13 protein-coding genes and 1 other RNA gene are annotated in these 16,980 nt (G+C 45.3%); 13 read left to right on the top strand and 1 reads right to left on the bottom strand.

Annotation, left to right across the window (positions count from 1 at the left end):
- Window positions 1-5 precede the first annotated feature (5 nt).
- The 12 genes from eno (at window position 6) to FLK61_RS15190 (ending at window position 13,255) form a co-directional block, all read left to right on the top strand.
- Window positions 6-1,289 (top strand): phosphopyruvate hydratase, encoded by a 1,284-nt coding sequence (gene eno, locus FLK61_RS15245; RefSeq protein WP_176010225.1) that lies wholly within the window; start codon window positions 6-8, stop codon window positions 1,287-1,289.
- A gap of 891 nt (window positions 1,290-2,180) precedes the next feature.
- Window positions 2,181-3,722, top strand: coding sequence for an AbgT family transporter (locus FLK61_RS15240; RefSeq protein WP_176010224.1), 1,542 nt, complete (start codon window positions 2,181-2,183; stop codon window positions 3,720-3,722).
- Window positions 3,723-4,376: 654 nt separating this feature from the next.
- Window positions 4,377-4,550 (top strand): hypothetical protein, encoded by a 174-nt coding sequence (locus tag FLK61_RS15235; protein WP_176010223.1) that lies wholly within the window; start codon window positions 4,377-4,379, stop codon window positions 4,548-4,550.
- Window positions 4,551-4,782: 232 nt separating this feature from the next.
- A complete protein-coding gene (locus FLK61_RS15230; RefSeq protein ID WP_176010222.1) occupies window positions 4,783-5,829 on the top strand; it encodes a Gfo/Idh/MocA family protein in 1,047 nt (348 codons plus the stop codon).
- Window positions 5,830-5,907: 78 nt separating this feature from the next.
- The gene (secG, locus tag FLK61_RS15225; protein ID WP_176010221.1) at window positions 5,908-6,138 is read left to right on the top strand and encodes a preprotein translocase subunit SecG; all 231 of its coding nucleotides are present in this window, start codon (window positions 5,908-5,910) and stop codon (window positions 6,136-6,138) included.
- A gap of 179 nt (window positions 6,139-6,317) precedes the next feature.
- A complete protein-coding gene (locus tag FLK61_RS15220) occupies window positions 6,318-7,067 on the top strand; it encodes an alpha/beta hydrolase (protein ID WP_176010220.1) in 750 nt (249 codons plus the stop codon).
- A complete protein-coding gene (locus FLK61_RS15215) occupies window positions 7,033-7,779 on the top strand; it encodes an alpha/beta hydrolase (protein ID WP_176011263.1) in 747 nt (248 codons plus the stop codon). The genes FLK61_RS15220 and FLK61_RS15215 overlap by 35 nt, the downstream gene beginning before the upstream one ends.
- 45 nt (window positions 7,780-7,824) lie before the next feature.
- Window positions 7,825-10,209: a ribonuclease R gene (gene rnr / locus FLK61_RS15210; RefSeq protein ID WP_176010219.1), complete on the top strand. Its 2,385-nt coding sequence runs from the start codon at window positions 7,825-7,827 to the stop codon at window positions 10,207-10,209.
- Between the two features lie 71 nt (window positions 10,210-10,280).
- Window positions 10,281-10,748: an SsrA-binding protein SmpB gene (smpB, locus tag FLK61_RS15205; protein WP_176010218.1), complete on the top strand. Its 468-nt coding sequence runs from the start codon at window positions 10,281-10,283 to the stop codon at window positions 10,746-10,748.
- Between the two features lie 449 nt (window positions 10,749-11,197).
- Window positions 11,198-11,563: a transfer-messenger RNA gene (gene ssrA / locus FLK61_RS15200) on the top strand.
- A 196-nt stretch (window positions 11,564-11,759) separates the two neighbouring features.
- Window positions 11,760-12,257 (top strand): hypothetical protein, encoded by a 498-nt coding sequence (locus tag FLK61_RS15195; protein ID WP_176010217.1) that lies wholly within the window; start codon window positions 11,760-11,762, stop codon window positions 12,255-12,257.
- A gap of 215 nt (window positions 12,258-12,472) precedes the next feature.
- A complete protein-coding gene (locus tag FLK61_RS15190) occupies window positions 12,473-13,255 on the top strand; it encodes a formate/nitrite transporter family protein (protein WP_176010216.1) in 783 nt (260 codons plus the stop codon).
- A gap of 296 nt (window positions 13,256-13,551) precedes the next feature.
- On the opposite strand, the gene FLK61_RS15185 is transcribed toward FLK61_RS15190, so the two are convergent.
- Window positions 13,552-14,919, bottom strand: coding sequence for a dipeptidase (locus FLK61_RS15185; protein WP_176011262.1), 1,368 nt, complete (start codon window positions 14,917-14,919; stop codon window positions 13,552-13,554).
- A 206-nt stretch (window positions 14,920-15,125) separates the two neighbouring features.
- On the opposite strand from FLK61_RS15185, the gene ilvD reads away from it, so the two are divergent.
- A complete protein-coding gene (gene ilvD / locus FLK61_RS15180) occupies window positions 15,126-16,814 on the top strand; it encodes a dihydroxy-acid dehydratase (RefSeq protein WP_176010215.1) in 1,689 nt (562 codons plus the stop codon).
- Window positions 16,815-16,980 lie beyond the last annotated feature (166 nt).

Genomic DNA, 16,980 nt, shown 5'->3' with positions numbered 1-16,980 from the left:
TGAACATGACAATTATTACAGATGTTTACGCACGTCAAGTATTAGATTCACGAGGAAATCCAACAGTAGAAGTAGAAGTACACACAGAAAGTGGCGCATTTGGACGCGCAATCGTACCAAGTGGAGCATCTACTGGTGAGTACGAAGCAGTAGAACTACGTGACGGCGGCGACGCTTGGATGGGTAAAGGCGTAACAAAAGCTGTTGATAACGTAAACGACGTTATCGCACCTGAAGTTGTTGGCTTTGACGCTTTAGACCAATTAGGAATTGACCAGTTAATGATCGAGCTTGACGGAACTCCAAACAAAGCGAAGCTAGGTGCTAACGCAATCCTTGGTGTTTCTATGGCGACTGCACGCGCAGCTGCTGATGCACTAGGAGTACCACTATACGTGTACCTAGGTGGATTCAGCGCGAAGACTCTTCCAACTCCAATGATGAACATCATCAACGGTGGAGAGCACGCGGACAACAACGTAGACATTCAAGAATTCATGATCATGCCAGTAGGCGCTGGAACGTTCCAAGAAGCGCTACAAATGGGAGCGGAAATCTTCCACAACCTAAAGAAAGTATTAAGCTCAAAGGGTTACAACACTGCAGTAGGTGACGAAGGTGGATTTGCTCCTGACCTAGGATCAAACGAAGAAGCACTTTCTACAATCATCGAAGCAATCGAAAAAGCTGGTTACAAGCCAGGCGAAGAAGTTCAGCTTGCAATGGACGTAGCTGCTTCTGAAATCTATGATGATGGCAAGTACAACCTAAAAGGCGAGGGTGTTGTAAAGACATCTGCTGAAATGGTTGACTTCTACGAAGAGCTTTGCAACAAGTACCCAATCGTATCGATCGAAGACGGCCTTGACGAGAACGACTGGGAAGGCTTCAAGCTTCTAACAGAGCGCCTAGGCGATCGCGTTCAGCTTGTTGGTGACGACCTATTTGTTACTAACGTAGAAAAGCTTTCTCAAGGTATCGAGCAAGGTATCGGTAACTCTATCTTAATCAAAGTAAACCAAATCGGTACGCTTTCTGAAACGTTCGAGACAATCGAAATGGCGAAGCGCGCTGGATATACAAACGTTATCTCTCACCGTTCTGGTGAATCTGAAGATAGCACAATTGCAGACATCGCAGTTGCAACAAACGCTGGTCAAATCAAGACTGGTGCACCATCTCGTACAGACCGCGTAGCGAAGTACAACCAACTTCTACGTATTGAAGACGAGCTACAGTATGTTGGAAAGTATGCTGGTAAGACTGCTTTCTACAACTTAAACAAGTAATATTTTTTGGAGCCCCTTGTGCCGGTAACGGTGCAGGGGGTTTTTGTTTTAAGCTTTGTTCAGCTCTTCGAGCTGATTCATTGCTAAAGAGCTAACTAGTTTAAAGAAGGTTAAGGAGTTTAATGGGGTAAGAGCAGTCAGCTCTGCGAACGCCCTACGACATTAGTAGGGTCTCTGCCTGAGCTTACTCGTCGGCAGGGTGCGGCTATCGCCTTACCCTAAACGCCTCCTGCGTGATCTCATCCAGAGCCTATTCCTACTAATTGTCTCCGGGCATTCTCCGAGTCTGCCTGCTCTTGAGCTTCTAAGGGTAGTGGAAGGAATGCCTTAGTAAAAGTAAGTTCGAATGTAAAAGCAAAACCGAATAGAAATAGCGTGCATGTTGTGAGAAGTAAGTCGTAATGGAAGTAACGCACAAACTAGGAGAAGTAACACGCAAATTGCCAGAACTAACGCGGAACGAGCACGAAACAGCGCGGAAGTTGGTTAAAGTAATGCGTAAAATAGAAGTAAGGTAAAAATAAGAGGAAGTAATGCGAAACATGGGAGAAGTAACACGAAACCAAATAGAAGTAGCGCGCATTTTGAGAGAAGTAAGTCACAAAAAAAGTAACACGCAAGTTACCAGAAGTAACGCGGAATAGGCAAGGGAGACTAATGATCGCCAAACTTACTGCCAAACGTAAAACGAGTCTTTACCTACCATAATACCCTCAATAAATCCAATATAAAGAAGCAATACCACCTAACGAACTAACTAGTAAGAAAATAGATACTAGGTCCAATTATTTTAACTGTCCAAATTATTGTAATTCCCTTTTCTTCTACTTGTTATACCGATATACTAGTTCACATTGAGAAACTAGTATCTTAGAGAGGGGTTTCATCATCATGGCATCAAAAAGAAGGGGAATATTTCAACGTTTTCTCGATATGGTCGAGAACGTCGGAAATAAACTGCCTCACCCAATAACATTATTTGCTATTCTAGCATTGATGGTTGTTGGTATATCTTGGATTGTTTCGTTATTTAATATTACGGTGGATCACCCTGGGGAAGAGGGGACGGTTGTAGCCGTTGAGAGTCTGATTTCCTTTGAGGGGATTCAATATATGCTCACCAGTATGGTGGATAACTTTATTGGATTCGCGCCACTTGGCGTTGTACTTGCTACGATGCTTGGTATCGGTATTGCAGAGCGTACGGGTCTTATCAGTGCGTGCTTACGTGGCTTTGTTTTATCCGTGCCCAAGCAACTGATCACTGCTGGTCTTGTGTTTGCAGGGATTATGTCGTCTGTAGCGTCAGACGCAGGTTACGTTGTGTTACCTCCGCTTGGAGCGGTTATCTTCGCTGCGCTCGGCCGTCATCCGTTAGCTGGTTTGGCAGCGGCGTTCGCCGGTGTTTCTGCCGGATTTAGCGCGAATTTATTCTTGTCGGCGACGGATCCAATGCTCGGGGAGCTGACGATTCAGGCGGCATCGATCATCAGCGCCGAGTATGCTGAGGGTATGACGATCGCGATGAACTACTACTTCATCATTGTCTCGGTATTCCTACTGACGTTTGTCGGTGCGTTTGTCACAGAGCGTGTCGTTGAGCCACGTCTAGGCGAGTACAAAGGTGACTACCGCGAGGATCTTAAAGGTCTTGAGTCGGTGGAAAAGCGTGGGGTTGCGTGGGCAGCTGCATCGTTCATCGTTGGTTTAGGATTGACTGCACTACTTGTGTTACCACCAGGAGCTCCTATGCAGGGGACAGAAGGCGCCACGTATGTGGATAACATTATTCAGTCGCCGTTTATGAGCTCACTCGTTCCGATTATCACGCTACTATTCTTCGTACCAGGTCTTATTTACGGAATTGTGACGAAGAATATTAAGAGTGACAAGGACGTTGCAAATCAGCTATCTGATACCATGGCTTCGATGGGAATGTTCATCGTATTAGCCTTTACAGCAGGTCAGTTTGTTGCTTACTTTGAGTGGACAAACATGGGACTTGTGCTAGGTGTAGCAGGTGCTGAATTCTTAGATAGTATTAACTTAACTGGTATTCCGCTTATTTTAGCGTTTATCGCAGTGGCTGGTTTTATTAACCTATTTATCGGAAGTGCTTCTGCTAAGTGGGCCATGATGGCACCAGTATTCGTTCCAATTATGATGCAGCTCGGTTACTCGCCTGAACTAACGCAGATGGCGTACCGAATTGCGGATTCAACAACAAATATCATTTCTCCATTAATGACGTACTTTGCGATTATCATTACGTTTGCACAGAAATACGATAAGAAGATGGGTATCGGAACAATGATTTCCGTTATGTTCCCTTACACGATCTTCTTCACAATCGCATGGACGATTATGCTTGTTGTGTGGATGCTTCTTGGTCTTCCGTTAGGACCGGGATCGGGTATTGAATTTAATATGTAAGAAAATAACGTCTGGCTCGTCCCACTAAGTGGGGCGAGTTTTTATTATAGAATTAACAAGCTCTTCGAGCTTTATTATTTCTAAAGTCCTAACTATTCAAAGGACAGCTCTATCGAGCTTAATTGCTAAAGGGCAAACTAGATTCGTTCCGTTTTTCTCAATATGTTGGGGAAGAGCAGTCAGCTTTGCGAACATCCTGCGACATTAGTAGGGTCTCTGTCTGAGCTTACTCGTCAGCAGGGCGCGGCTGCCGCCTTACCCTAAGCGCCTCCTGCGTGATCTCATCCAGAGCCTATTCCTACTAATTGTCTTCGGACATTCTCCGAGTCTGCCTGCTCTCTTGCTTCTAAAAGGGAAGGCTGAAAGTAGAATCTTAGTGAATCGAGAGTTCAATTACAAATACGTGGAGAATAACCATTCTACTTTTTTGTTTAGAACAAAGTGTTCTCATCACTATGAAAAACTAATTGAAACAAGAAGTAAAACGTAACTTATGAGAAGTAAGACGCAAATTGCCAAAAGTATTGCGAAACGGTCTTGAAACAGCTCGGAAGTTGGTTCAACTAGTTCGCTAAAAAGAAGTAGTGTGGAAATGTGAAGAAATAAAACGCAATATAAACGAAGTAAATCGGAATTTAATAGAAGTAGAACGCATTGTGTAAGAAGTATTCCGCAATCAAAGCTCTCCCCATTTATGCATCCATCTTACAAAAGAAAAGTGAGGCAACGTCCTTTCGCCTCGTAACTTATAAAAAAGAAGTGGAGGACTGTATTTTAACCGTTACCGTAGGTGACCCGAAGCGTCGTTTGCGTAACTACCAGTGGTAGCCCTTCCGCGAAGCGAAAATCCTTTTGCACGGCCGCTGGCCGGGCAAAATAGTTGAGCAAGCAACCACGGTAGTAGCAAACGACGCGCAGGGGCGCCGAAGGTGCCGCCCTTGACCTTGCCCTTGCCCCTGCCCTTGACCTTGATCTTGCCCTCCAACATACTATCCTTCCCAAAAAACGCCATTTCCGCTATAGTGAAGACAGAACGCCCAAACTTAAAGGAGGCCCTACCATGACCTATCGCGTTGGCATTATTGGCTCAGGTGACATTGCTAGATCTGTACATATGCCCGCCATTCAAAAGGACCCACGTGCGGAGATTACAGCCGTTTGCTCACGTACCGAAGCGACGGCCCAAAAAGCAGCGAAAGAATTTCACGTTACGAACGTCTACACGGATGTGAAGAAGATGCTTCACGATATAGAGCTTGACCTCGTGCTGGTCGCAACACCGAACAAATTTCATGCGGCTTATGTGATGGAAGCGCTAGAAGCAGGATGTCACGTCCTGTGCGAGAAACCGCCAGCTATGGATGCTGCGGAGGCGCTTATGATGGAACAGCTTGCAACGTCTAAAGGCAAACATCTCATCTACGGCTATCATCATCGCTATAATCTTGAAACGATGTTTCTCCAAAAAGCGATTGTGTCTGGAGAGCTTGGGGATATTTATCACGTGAACGTACAAGCGGTGCGGAGGCGCGGCATTCCGGGCTGGGGCGCATTCACGGACAAGGAGTTGCAAGGGGGCGGTCCTCTCATTGACGTTGGCGTACATATGCTGGATTTAGCGATGTATTTGACGGACTTCCAGAAGCCAACCGAGGTGATGGCGATGACGCATCAGCGGCTCGGTAAAAAGCCTGGTGTAGGACTGCTTGGAGAGTGGGATCCGGCAACGTTTAGCGTGGAGGATTTTGTGGCGGGCTCGATTCGATTTGAGAATGGGATGTCGCTCACGCTTGAGACGGCTTATGCAGCTAACGTGGAGCAGGAGGAGGAGCTTAACGTCAAGCTACTTGGGGATAAAGGTGGGTCACAGACGAATCCTCTTAAGCTTTTTGGGGAAAAGTATGGGCAACTGTTAGACACGACGCCCGCGTTTATCCACAAGACGGATGCGAGATCAAGCTATGAACGACAAATGGAGCACGTGTTTGATGTATTAGATGGGAAAGCGAAGCCTATTGTAGAGGCGTGGCAGGGGACGTTTGTCCAGCAACTTGTTGATGCATTTTATCAGTCTGCGAAAGAGGGAAGAGCCGTGTCCCTCGTATAGGAGACCGTTTGCCAAAACGTCCAATTCATGCTATAGTATGGCAAGGTATAGATGTTCGTTTTAAAAGGGGTGGAGTTAGTGGAAGTTTTTCTATCTGTATTGCTTGTTATCGTATCCATATTGCTAATTGTTACCGTGCTTCTTCAGTCAAGCCGTAGCGCAGGTCTATCTGGCGCAATCTCAGGTGGGGCTGAGCAGCTTGTTGGGAAGCAAAAAGCGCGAGGTCTAGAAGCTGTGCTAAGTAAGGCTACAGCTGTTTTAGGGACTATTTTCTTTATTATTGCGCTTGCATTAGGATATTTCTTGTAAATCAGGAAGCAACGAAGCAGCAGATATCATTCTGCTGCTTTTTCTCGTATTGTTTCGTAAAATAAAGGAATCGGTGTTAGCTTTACAAGTGGATGGTGCATAACTAAAATCCGTGATTATCCTTTGCCTTTCATGGGAATAGTCTAAAGAAAATGACTTCTAAGAGAAGGTGACGTATCATGATCGGATGCCTATTTGTGCACGGATTTACGAGTAATCCCAAGGAAGTAAATGAGCTTGTCAAACATCTTGAAGACAAGTCCTGGATGGTCTATTGTCCAGAGCTCCCTGGCCACGACGGAACAAAAGAATCCCTTAAACAATTTTCATACAAGCATTGGGTATATAAAACAGAAGTAGCACTTGAAGAGCTACTTAAACGCTGTGATACCGTATATGTGATCGGCTTTTCTATGGGCGGTGTCATCGCCGGTTATCTCGCAGCTAAATACCCAGTTACAAAGCTTGTTTTAATAAGCTCTGCCGTTTACTATTTAAATCCTAAGCAGATCGCACAGGATGCTACTGGGTGGTTCATGGAGGGGATCCGCGGCGAGCTTGAAGAGAACGAACTATACCACTTCTATTTAGATAAAGTAAAACGCACTCCCGTTTCAGCGACAATTGAATTCGCCAAGCTTGTGCGTAAATTACGCCACGCGCTTGACGATATTGATGTGCCTACGCTGATTGTTCAAGGGGAGAGTGATGGATTAGTACCGCCTAAAAGCGCGGACTACATTTATTCGCACATTCAGTCAGAGGATAAACAGATTTTTTATTTCCCTAACGCTAAGCACTACATTTGGTTTGGGGAAGAAAAGCAGGAGCTAATTGACAAAATAGATGAATTTTTAGATTCAACGACAGCGAGAAAGGAACGAGACGTAGATGATGAAGATCGCACAACCGAAACCGTTTACCATTGAAGCAGGTAAAAGAGCTGTATTACTCTTACATGGATTCACTGGTAATTCAGCAGATGTTCGTATGATGGGGCGCTATTTAGAGAAGAAGGGCTATAGCTCTCACGCTCCGCATATGAAGGGACACGGGGTACCTCCAGAAGAGCTTGTAAAAACAGGCCCATCAGACTGGTGGGAGGATGTTCAAAAAGGGTACCAGCATTTAAAGGATTTAGGCTATGAGGAGATTGCCGTTGGTGGTCTATCGCTCGGCGGAGTATTTTCTTTGAAGCTCGGGTACACACTACCGGTTAAGGGCATCTTTACGATGTGTTCTCCAATGTATACAAATAACGAGAAAAAGCTTTACGATGGCGTACTAGCTTATGCTCGTCAGTATAAAAAGTATGAAGGAAAAGACGAAGAACAGATCGAAAAAGAAATGGAAGCCTTTGAAGGAACTCATATGGGAACATTAAAGGAACTACGCGAGCTCGTATCAGATGTACGAGATCATGTAGATATGATCTACACGCCAACGTTTGTAGCACAGGCGAGAAATGATGAAATGATCGACCCAAAGAGTGCCACGTTTATTCATGACGCTGTCGAAGCAGAAAACAAAACATTAAAGTGGTACGAAGAATCCGGCCACGTCATCACATTAGATAAAGAAAGAGACCAGCTGCATGTTGATGTACACGCCTTTTTAGAAAGCTTAGATTGGAGCGTGTAAGTAAAATCTGGTCTCACCAATTGAAAGGAGACCATCATAATTATTATGAGAGAACTTACGAAAGAAACATTATTAGCATATTTTAAAGAAGAGGTGGACAAGCCTCTTACTGTGAAGGATTTAGAAGATGAATTTGGACTCGGAGATTCAGACCGATTCAAAGAATGCGTCAAGCTTATGAATGAATTGGAGGAGGAGGGTGAGCTCGTACGCACGCGTTCGAATCGCTACGGTCCTCCAGAAAAAATGAACCTCCAAAAGGGTGAAGTAATCATGCACCCGAAGGGCTTCGCTTTTATTCGTACTGGAGAAGGCATGGATGATATTTTTATCCCGCCAACAGATATGAATGGCGCAATGAATAAGGATACGGTTCTCGTGCGTGTGCAGCCTGAATCGATTGGCGCGCGTCCAGAAGGCACTATTATCCGCGTCGTGAAGCGGGGTGTTACGCAAACAGTAGGAACGTATTCCGATGATAACTACTATGGTTTTGTTGTCCCTGACGATAAGCGTATTCCAGCCGACATCTTTATTCCTAAAGGTCAATCCCTTGGAGCGGTCGATGGACATAAAGTGTTAGTTGAAATTACGCAATATCCTGAAGGTCGTAAAAGCGCAGAGGGTCACGTAAAAAAGATCCTCGGTCATAAAAACGATCCTGGCGTGGATATCATCTCGATTATTCACAAGCACGGCTTACCAGGAGAATTCCCTGAGGATGTTATTGAACAGGCAAACAACGTCCCAGATGCAATCGATCCATCGGATTTAGAAGGTCGTCGGGACCTGCGTAACGAAACGATCGTAACAATCGATGGTGCAGACGCAAAGGACTTAGACGATGCCGTTCAAGTAAAACGTCTTGATAACGGTAACTTCTTACTTGGCGTGCATATCGCCGACGTTTCTCACTACGTCAAAGAGGACTCGCCGATTGATAAACAGGCGTATGAGCGCGCGACAAGTGTGTATTTAGTGGATCGCGTTATTCCAATGATTCCACACCGTCTCTCTAACGGTATTTGCTCGCTAAACCCACAGGTAGATCGTCTGACGCTTTCCTGTGACATGGAGATTACACCAAACGGTGAGGTCGTGAACCACGATATTTATGAAGCCGTTATTAACACAACCGAGCGCATGACGTACACAGACGTGCGCAAGATTCTTCAGGACGAGGACGAAGAGGTTACGGCACGTTATGAGAGCCTCGTGCCATTCTTTAAGGATATGGAGGAGCTCGCGGCGATTTTACGTCAGAAGCGATTTGGTCGCGGTGCGATTGACTTCGACTTTAAAGAAGCCAAAGTATTAGTCAATGAGGACGGTACTCCAGAGGATATCGTATTACGCGATCGTTCTGTGGCTGAAAAATTAATTGAAGAGTTTATGCTATGTGCGAACGAGACAATTGCGGAGCACTTCCACTGGCTAAAACTACCGTTTGTGTACCGTATTCACGAGGATCCAGATGAAGATAAGCTTCAGCAATTCTTGGAGTTCATCACAAACTTTGGTTACGTGGTGAAAGGTACAGCAAATACGATTCACCCACGTGCGATGCAGGAGCTATTAGATAGCGTTAAAGGAGAGCCAGAGGAAGCGGTTATTTCAACACTCATGCTTCGCTCTATGAAGCAGGCGAAGTACGATCCGGAGAACGTGGGTCACTTTGGTCTTTCAGCTGACTTCTATTCACACTTTACGTCTCCAATACGCCGTTACCCAGACCTTATCGTGCACAGACTTATTCGTACGTATTTAGTTGAAGGTAATACGGGCGATGACGTGGTTGCTCACTGGCATGAGAAGCTCCCTGAGCTTACGATGCATGCGTCTCAAATGGAGCGTCGCGCAGAGGATGCCGAACGTGAAACAGACGAGCTAAAAAAGGTACAGTATATGGAAGACAAGGTTGGACAAGAGTTTGTCGGCTTTGTAAGTGGTGTCACTAACTTCGGTTTGTTCGTCAAGCTTCCAAATACGATTGAAGGCCTTGTGCACGTTAGCTATTTGACAGACGATTTCTACCGCTTTGAGGAGCGTCAGTATTCCATGATCGGCGAACGTACCGGCAATATTTTCCGTATTGGCGATGAAATTGAAGTGCGCGTTGTGAATGTAAACGTTGATGAGCGCATCATTGATTTTGAGATCGTTGGGATGAAAAAGCGTAAGGCGGATCGCCGTAAGGATCGTCCGTTTGTGATAGAGAGTGATAAGAGAAAGTCACGCTCTAAAAAAGGTGGACGTAAGGAAGAAAGCAAAGGAAAAGGGAAGAGCACTGGCAAGAGCGGAGGCACGGACAAGCCGAAGCAAAAGAGCCAAAGTGGTCTGAACTTGTCAAACGGTAAAAAGAAAAAGAAGCCGTTTTATGAGGGGCTTCCAAAGAAACAAAAGAAAAAGATAAAGCGGAACAGAGACTAGCGTTTGTTAAGGGGGATGGGGATCCCCCTTTCTGTCTCGCTTAAGGAATGTAGAGGAGAAGAGGTGTCACGATGGCAAATGACGGTAAACCAATTGCGCAAAATAAAAAAGCAAATCATGATTATCACATCGAGGAAACGTATGAAGCAGGTATGGTGCTAACTGGCACGGAGATCAAATCCATTCGTAACCGTCGTGTAAATATGCGTGACTCCTTCGCACGTATTGCGAACGGAGAAGCGTGGGTGCACAATATGCACATTAGTCCCTATGAGCAGGGGAATCGGTACAATCACGACCCTGATCGCACTCGTAAGCTGTTGCTTCACAGGAAGCAGATTAATCAGCTTATTGGTCTGACACAACAAAAGGGCTATACGCTTATACCACTGAAGATTTATATTAAAAATGGTGTGGCGAAGCTTTTGATTGGGTTAGGTAAGGGTAAGAAGAAGTACGATAAGCGTGAGGATCTGAAGAAGAAGGATGCGAAGCGTGAGATTCAGCGTGCGTTTAAGGATGACAATCTGGGTAGATAGTTGCTTAAGGGCTATTTGCTAAAAGCCAACTTGCTAAGGAATAAGACCAGCTCTTCGAGCTTTATTGTTGATAAAGTGCCAACTAGTTTAAAACGGGTTATGGAGTTTAATTTAGTAATAGCAGTCAGCTCTGCGGGCACTCTACGACATTAGTAGGGTCTCTGGATAAGCTTACTCGCCCTGCAGGGCGCGGCTATCGCCTTACCCTGAAGGCCTCCTGCGTGATCTCATCCAGAGCCTATTCCTACTAATTGTCTCCGAATGCCCTCCGAGTCTGCCTGCTCTAGAGCTTTTTTGTGAGGGAAGGTTAGAGCTGACTTACTATTGCTTTATTGAATGAAAGTACGGTTTAGCATTAGTTTTTTAAAAAGTTGACAGGCTCTGCACATTTGTTATAATAGAAGATACCGTTAAGGAAGAGTAAGTTTAATCCTTGATGTCTCATTTATGGGGACGTTCTGGATTCGACAGGGATAGGTCGGACTTAAGTTGCGAGTCGAGCTGGGTGTCCTCGTATAAAACGCCCATCGCCTATAGTTGGCAAAGAAGATAACAATTTCGCTTTAGCAGCGGCGTAAAAACCCTGTTAGCGGTTCCTCCCTTCATCACCCATGTGAAGGATCAGGGACTCACTTATAGTGGGATACGCTACGGATCCTCCACCTGAGGAAACGTAGAAGAGATTAATCAGGTTAGTCATACGGAAGCCTGTTAGTTGGCTGAAGTATCGGCGAATGATAATTAACTGACTACACTCGTAGACGCTTCTGTTGCGTTATCTCTGGACGTGGGTTCGATTCCCACCGTCTCCACCATATAATTTATATGGTGGTTTTTTATTTGGCTTTTTTCCTCTATATTGGTGCCATCTAAGAGAATCGTCTATTAATTGGAGCGGCTTCCTCAACGTTTCATCCAGGTAAAGATAAATAGGTAAGCGTTTGAAAGAGGGAACTTTAGTCTGTGCTTGTGCGTATGTCATACATAGAGACAGTAGAGGGGGAGATCAAAATGAAAAAGATAATGATGCTCATTGGGGCTAGCGTATTACTGATGGCCTGCTCTGAGAATGAGGAAGCGGCGCTAGATGAGAACGTGGTTGCATCCATTGATGGAGTAGAAGTGACAGAAGAAGATGTGTTCCTCCTTCAAGATTACTCGGAAGATACGTTAGATGCGGCTGTAGAAAAATATGTCGCGGAAGAAGTTGTTGCGCAAGAAGCAATTATAGCAGGCTATGATATGCCAGAGAGTTCAAATGACTTTTTGCTTGAAGAGGATGAGGAGTTTATCAACGTGAGAGCGGAATATTTAGATGTTTCTGCGGAAGATTATTTCTACGAGTACTATATTCCTTATCAGGAGACACAAATGTTGATCAGCTCATTCGTAACGGACAATATTGGTTTAGAAGGTGCTGAGGACGATCTAGACGCTGCAGATGAGGAAGCGGAAGCGTTTATTAATGGTCTGCTTGCTGACAGAGATATTGAGTATTTTACAAATTAAGAAAAACAAGTGTGGGGGAATTCCTACGCTTGTTTTTTTGTTTTACAGGGGAATGGGAATACACAGAATTCTCGAACTTTAGAAGAGAGAATCGCGCCACTGAGCCTTACTCTCCCATAAGAAAACGCTTTATTTGTGAAGGGGTGAGCAAAAATAATTTTCTCCCTATTCAAAGGGAATAAAAAGGCGTATGATGAGTCAGGGAGGAATGCAAAATGGAAATTAAATCACTCGAGCAAGTCGAACAAATATCATTTAAGAAAGTCCAAATATATGAGAGCGGAATCGGCAGATACTTAGTCCGAGCGATGCTTGCAAGTATGTTTATCGGATTTGGTGTTATCGTATCCTTCCGCACAGGAAGCTTCTTTTATAATGCAGGGTCACCGTGGGCGTATCCACTCGCAGGGTTAACTTTTGGAGTTGCAATTATACTTATCGCATACGGCGGGGCGGATTTATTTACGGGGAACACTTTTTATCATACGTACACCGCTATAAGGAAAAAAATGAAGTGGGCGTTAGTAGGAAAGCTATGGGCATTGACGTACATAGGAAACGTGTTAGGGGCGATTCTATTTGCGGGTCTAATCTTTACAACTGGACTATTTGACGATCCGTTAGTAAATGGATTTTTGATGACGGTAGCAGAACAAAAGATGACGGATCCGCAGATGCAACTCTTCTTTAGAGCTATTTTATGTAACTGGCTCATCTGCATGGCTTTCTTTGTGCCAATGTCGATGAAGGATGATGTGGCAAAAATTGTAGCAATGCTTTTATTTGTATTCTGTTTCTTCATTTCCGGTTACGAGCATAGTATTGCTAACATGTGTACCTTTGCGATTGCGTTTGTCTTAAATCAGTCAGAGGTTATCACGATTCAAGGAATGTTCTATAACTTGATTCCAGTAACAATCGGAAACATTGCAGGTGGCGCAATCTTTATGGCGCTCGTGTACCACTATATGAACAAGCCGTTCTTACCTAAAGTATAAGGAGAGCAGGAGCCGATGAGGCTTCTGTTTTTTTGTTGGTTGTGATAGTGGATGGAGTGTTTAGTGATACGGATAGAGAGAGGGGGGTATCCGTTCATAGGGAGAAGTTATCCGTTTGTGGGGGAAGTTAACCGCTCGGGCTGAAAAGTAAACCGTTCAGGGAGGAAAGTAAACCACTTGCGAGTGAAAGTAATCCGCTCCCATTAGAAACTCCTAGAATATCAAACTCGATTCACATATAAAAAAACTGGGCAAGACATTCTCGCCCAGTAAATGACTACATATAAAGCTTTTTCTTACACGTTCTTTACGTCATGATAGTACGTTGCAAGGACTTCCATTCCTTTAGAGAAGTGCTCTAATGGGAAGCTTTCGTTTGGTGAATGGAGGTTGTCCTCTGGTGTTCCGAAGCCGAGCAGTACGACTGGAATGCCAAAGAGGGAATCGATTGTCTCGACAACTGGAATCGAACCACCTAGGCGGACAAATACTGTCTCGCGTCCGAAGGCTGCGGAGTAGCTTTCAGCGGCCTTTTCTAAAAGCGGATGGTTCGGGTCGACCTTGTATGCTTTAGCAGATAGGGCTTCGCGCTTGATATCGACGTGAACGCCTTTTGGCGCGTGCTCCTCGATGTAAGCGACAAGTGCATCCTGCACGTGCGTTGGATCCTGGCCGGGCACGAGGCGGCACGTGATCTTAGCTGTCGCTTTCGATGGAATGATCGTCTTAGTTCCTTCGCCTTGATAGCCACCAAAGATACCGTTGACTTCGAAAGTCGGGCGGGCCATCGTGTGCTCTTTGGCTGTGAAGCCCTTCTCTGGCGCTTCCTCTGGGACACCTGTTGTGGAAACAAAATTCTCGCCTGGTGCTGCATTCATCAGCTTACGCTCACCAACTGACAGCTCTTCGATACCATCGTGGAAGCCTGGGACCGTGATTTCTTCGTCTTCGTTCTTCATGCCAGCTAAAAGCTGCGCGAGAGCCATTGCAGGGTTTTTCACCGCACCACCGTAAAGACCAGAGTGCAGGTCGCGGTTAGGACCAGTTAGAGTTACTTCAAGACCAGTGAATCCTTTTAGGCCATATAGAATAGTAGGGATGCCTTTATCGACCATTCCAGAATCGGAAATAAGGGAGAAGTCGGCTTTTAGTAGCTCTTGGTTATTCTCAAGGAATGGATAGAGGTTGCCACTTCCGATTTCTTCTTCGCCCTCAATCACGAGCTTGACATTGATCGGCAGGGAGCCCTGCGTTTTTAAATATGCTTCGAAAACTGCCAAGTGCATGAAGACTTGTCCCTTATCGTCGCTTGCGCCACGCGCGAAGATTTTTCCGTCGCGGATCGTCGGCTTAAATGGCGCGCTGTCCCATAGATCGTATGGATCTGCTGGTTGCACGTCATAGTGACCGTAGAATAACGCCGTTGGAGCATCTTCAGCTCCTGTCCATTCTGCATACACGAGGGGGTGACCGCCCGTATCTTTACGCTCGACTGTCGTAAATCCGATGTCGCGCAGATAACCAGTTAAAAAGTCGACGGCCTTCTCCATCTCCTGTTTTTTCGATGCATCCGTACTTACACTTTCGATCTCTAAAAACGTATGTAATTTTTGCAAAAGCTGCTCTTCATTTTCTTTCAAATAATCAATAACTTCCTGTGTCATCATCATCTTCCTTTCTAATTTCATCTACGTCTTAGTGTAGCTTTCTTTCTAGTAGTTCGCAAATCTCAATGCCTTGATACCGCTTACATTTTCAGAAAAAATCGTTTATTCAGAAAACTCGTTGCGTCTGTTTCTAAAAATGAGTTATGATAAGAACTATAGTTTTTACGCATATTATCTGACATAGCATGAAGGGGATGACACATATGAGTGAAGAAAAAGATTTGCGGATTCGCAGTAAGGTGATTAGTGAAGGAGTTAACCGAGTTCCAAACCGGTCGATGTTACGCGCGGTTGGATTTACGGATGAGGATTTTAAAAAGCCAATGATCGGTATTGCCAGCACGTGGAGTGAGGTAACACCGTGTAATGTACATATTGATAAGCTTGCGATTAGTGCCAAAGGTGGCGCGAAAACAGGTGGTGGAGCACCGATGATCTTTAATACGATTACGGTTGCGGACGGCATTGCGATGGGGCACGAGGGAATGAACTATTCTCTTCCTAGCCGTGAAGTTATTGCTGATTCTATTGAGACAGTGATGAGTGCCGAAGCTCTTGACGGGCTTGTGGCAATTGGAGGCTGTGATAAGACGACTCCTGCCTGTATTATCTCTATTGGTCGACTGAATCTACCTGCTGTATATGTATACGGTGGAACGATTGCTCCCGGTAAATTAAATGGGAAAGACATCGATATTGTTTCCTCCTTTGAAGCGGTTGGGCAGTATCAGGAAGGGATTATCGATGACGGAGAGCTGCATAAAGTAGAGTGTAATGCGTGTCCGGGTGCTGGTGCCTGCGGCGGGATGTACACGGCCAATACGATGGCATCAGCGGTAGAAGCGCTCGGTATGAGTATTCCTGGCTCGTCCTCGACGCCTGCTGTGAACAATTATAAGGAAGAGGAATGTCGCCAGGCTGGGGAGCTTGTGATTGAGCTACTTAAGAAGGACATCTATCCGCGTGACATTATGACGAAAGAAGCGTTCGAGAACGCAATTACGGTTGTGATGGCACTTGGTGGCTCGACGAACGCATTCTTGCACTTAATCGCAATGGCTCGCTCTGCTGGCGTTGATTTGTCGTACGACGATTTTGAGACAGTACGTAAGCGTGTGCCGTTTATCGCGGACTTAAAGCCAAGCGGTCAATATGTCATGCAGGATCTGTATGAAGTGGGCGGCGTGCCGGCTGTGATGAAGCTACTTCTTGAGCATGGCTTGTTGCACGGCGATTGCTTAACTGTCACAGGCAAGACGCTAGCAGAAAATCTAGCCGAAGCAGAACCACTTAAAGAAGGTCAGAAGGTTATCGTTCCTTTTGATACGCCAATTAAGCCAACAGGTCCATTAGTTGTAATGAAGGGAAATCTAGCTCCTGAGGGTGCTGTGGCGAAAATGTCTGGTCAAAAAATTAGCCGTTTTGAAGGAATCGCGAAGGTGTACGATAGTGAAGCGGAAGCAACGGTTGCTATTGAAAACCGTCAAATTAAAGCTGGTGACGTAGTTGTTATCCGTAACGTAGGGCCGAAGGGCGGACCTGGTATGCCAGAAATGCTTTCTGTCACAGCAATGATCGTTGGACAAGGCCTAAACGGGAAGGTTGCGCTTATGACAGATGGACGCTTCTCTGGTGGATCACATGGCTTCGTAATCGGTCACGTAGCTCCAGAAGCTGCGGTAGGTGGTCCGATTGGACTTCTGCGCACAGGAGATAAGGTAACGATTGATAGCGATACACAAGAGATCAACATGCACGTGAGTGACGAAGAGCTTGCACAGCGTAAGCGTGAGTGGCAACAGCCAGAGCCACGTTACAAGACTGGTGTCTTGGCAAAGTATGCGCGTCTCGTAGCTTCGTCGGCGAAGGGTGCGGTAACGGATCAGGATTAATAGCTTAAAACGCCACATCTCGTATTCGAGATGTGGCGTTATTTATTAAAAGTGGAAGTAATTTAATTAGTCGCGAATGACGTAGAGACGTAAAATGAGCAGTGAGAGTCACGAATAAAAGCCGAAGGAACAAACGAGATGCTTTTGATTTTTATACTTGCACTCC

The organism is Paenalkalicoccus suaedae (genome assembly GCF_006965545.2).
Classification (GTDB): domain Bacteria; phylum Bacillota; class Bacilli; order Bacillales; family Salisediminibacteriaceae; genus Paenalkalicoccus; species Paenalkalicoccus suaedae.
This window is presented reverse-complemented; position numbering and strand designations above follow the sequence as displayed.

Coding starts and splice junctions, on each gene's coding strand:
- FLK61_RS15230 (WP_176010222.1), top strand. CDS start 4,783: ATGACCTATCGCGTTGGCATTATTGGCTCAGGTGACATTGCTAGATCT.
- ilvD (WP_176010215.1), top strand. CDS start 15,126: ATGAGTGAAGAAAAAGATTTGCGGATTCGCAGTAAGGTGATTAGTGAA.
- FLK61_RS15185 (WP_176011262.1), bottom strand. CDS start 14,919: ATGACACAGGAAGTTATTGATTATTTGAAAGAAAATGAAGAGCAGCTT.
- rnr (WP_176010219.1), top strand. CDS start 7,825: ATGAGAGAACTTACGAAAGAAACATTATTAGCATATTTTAAAGAAGAG.
- FLK61_RS15195 (WP_176010217.1), top strand. CDS start 11,760: ATGAAAAAGATAATGATGCTCATTGGGGCTAGCGTATTACTGATGGCC.
- FLK61_RS15215 (WP_176011263.1), top strand. CDS start 7,033: ATGAAGATCGCACAACCGAAACCGTTTACCATTGAAGCAGGTAAAAGA.
- FLK61_RS15240 (WP_176010224.1), top strand. CDS start 2,181: ATGGCATCAAAAAGAAGGGGAATATTTCAACGTTTTCTCGATATGGTC.
- FLK61_RS15190 (WP_176010216.1), top strand. CDS start 12,473: ATGGAAATTAAATCACTCGAGCAAGTCGAACAAATATCATTTAAGAAA.
- eno (WP_176010225.1), top strand. CDS start 6: ATGACAATTATTACAGATGTTTACGCACGTCAAGTATTAGATTCACGA.
- smpB (WP_176010218.1), top strand. CDS start 10,281: ATGGCAAATGACGGTAAACCAATTGCGCAAAATAAAAAAGCAAATCAT.
- FLK61_RS15220 (WP_176010220.1), top strand. CDS start 6,318: ATGATCGGATGCCTATTTGTGCACGGATTTACGAGTAATCCCAAGGAA.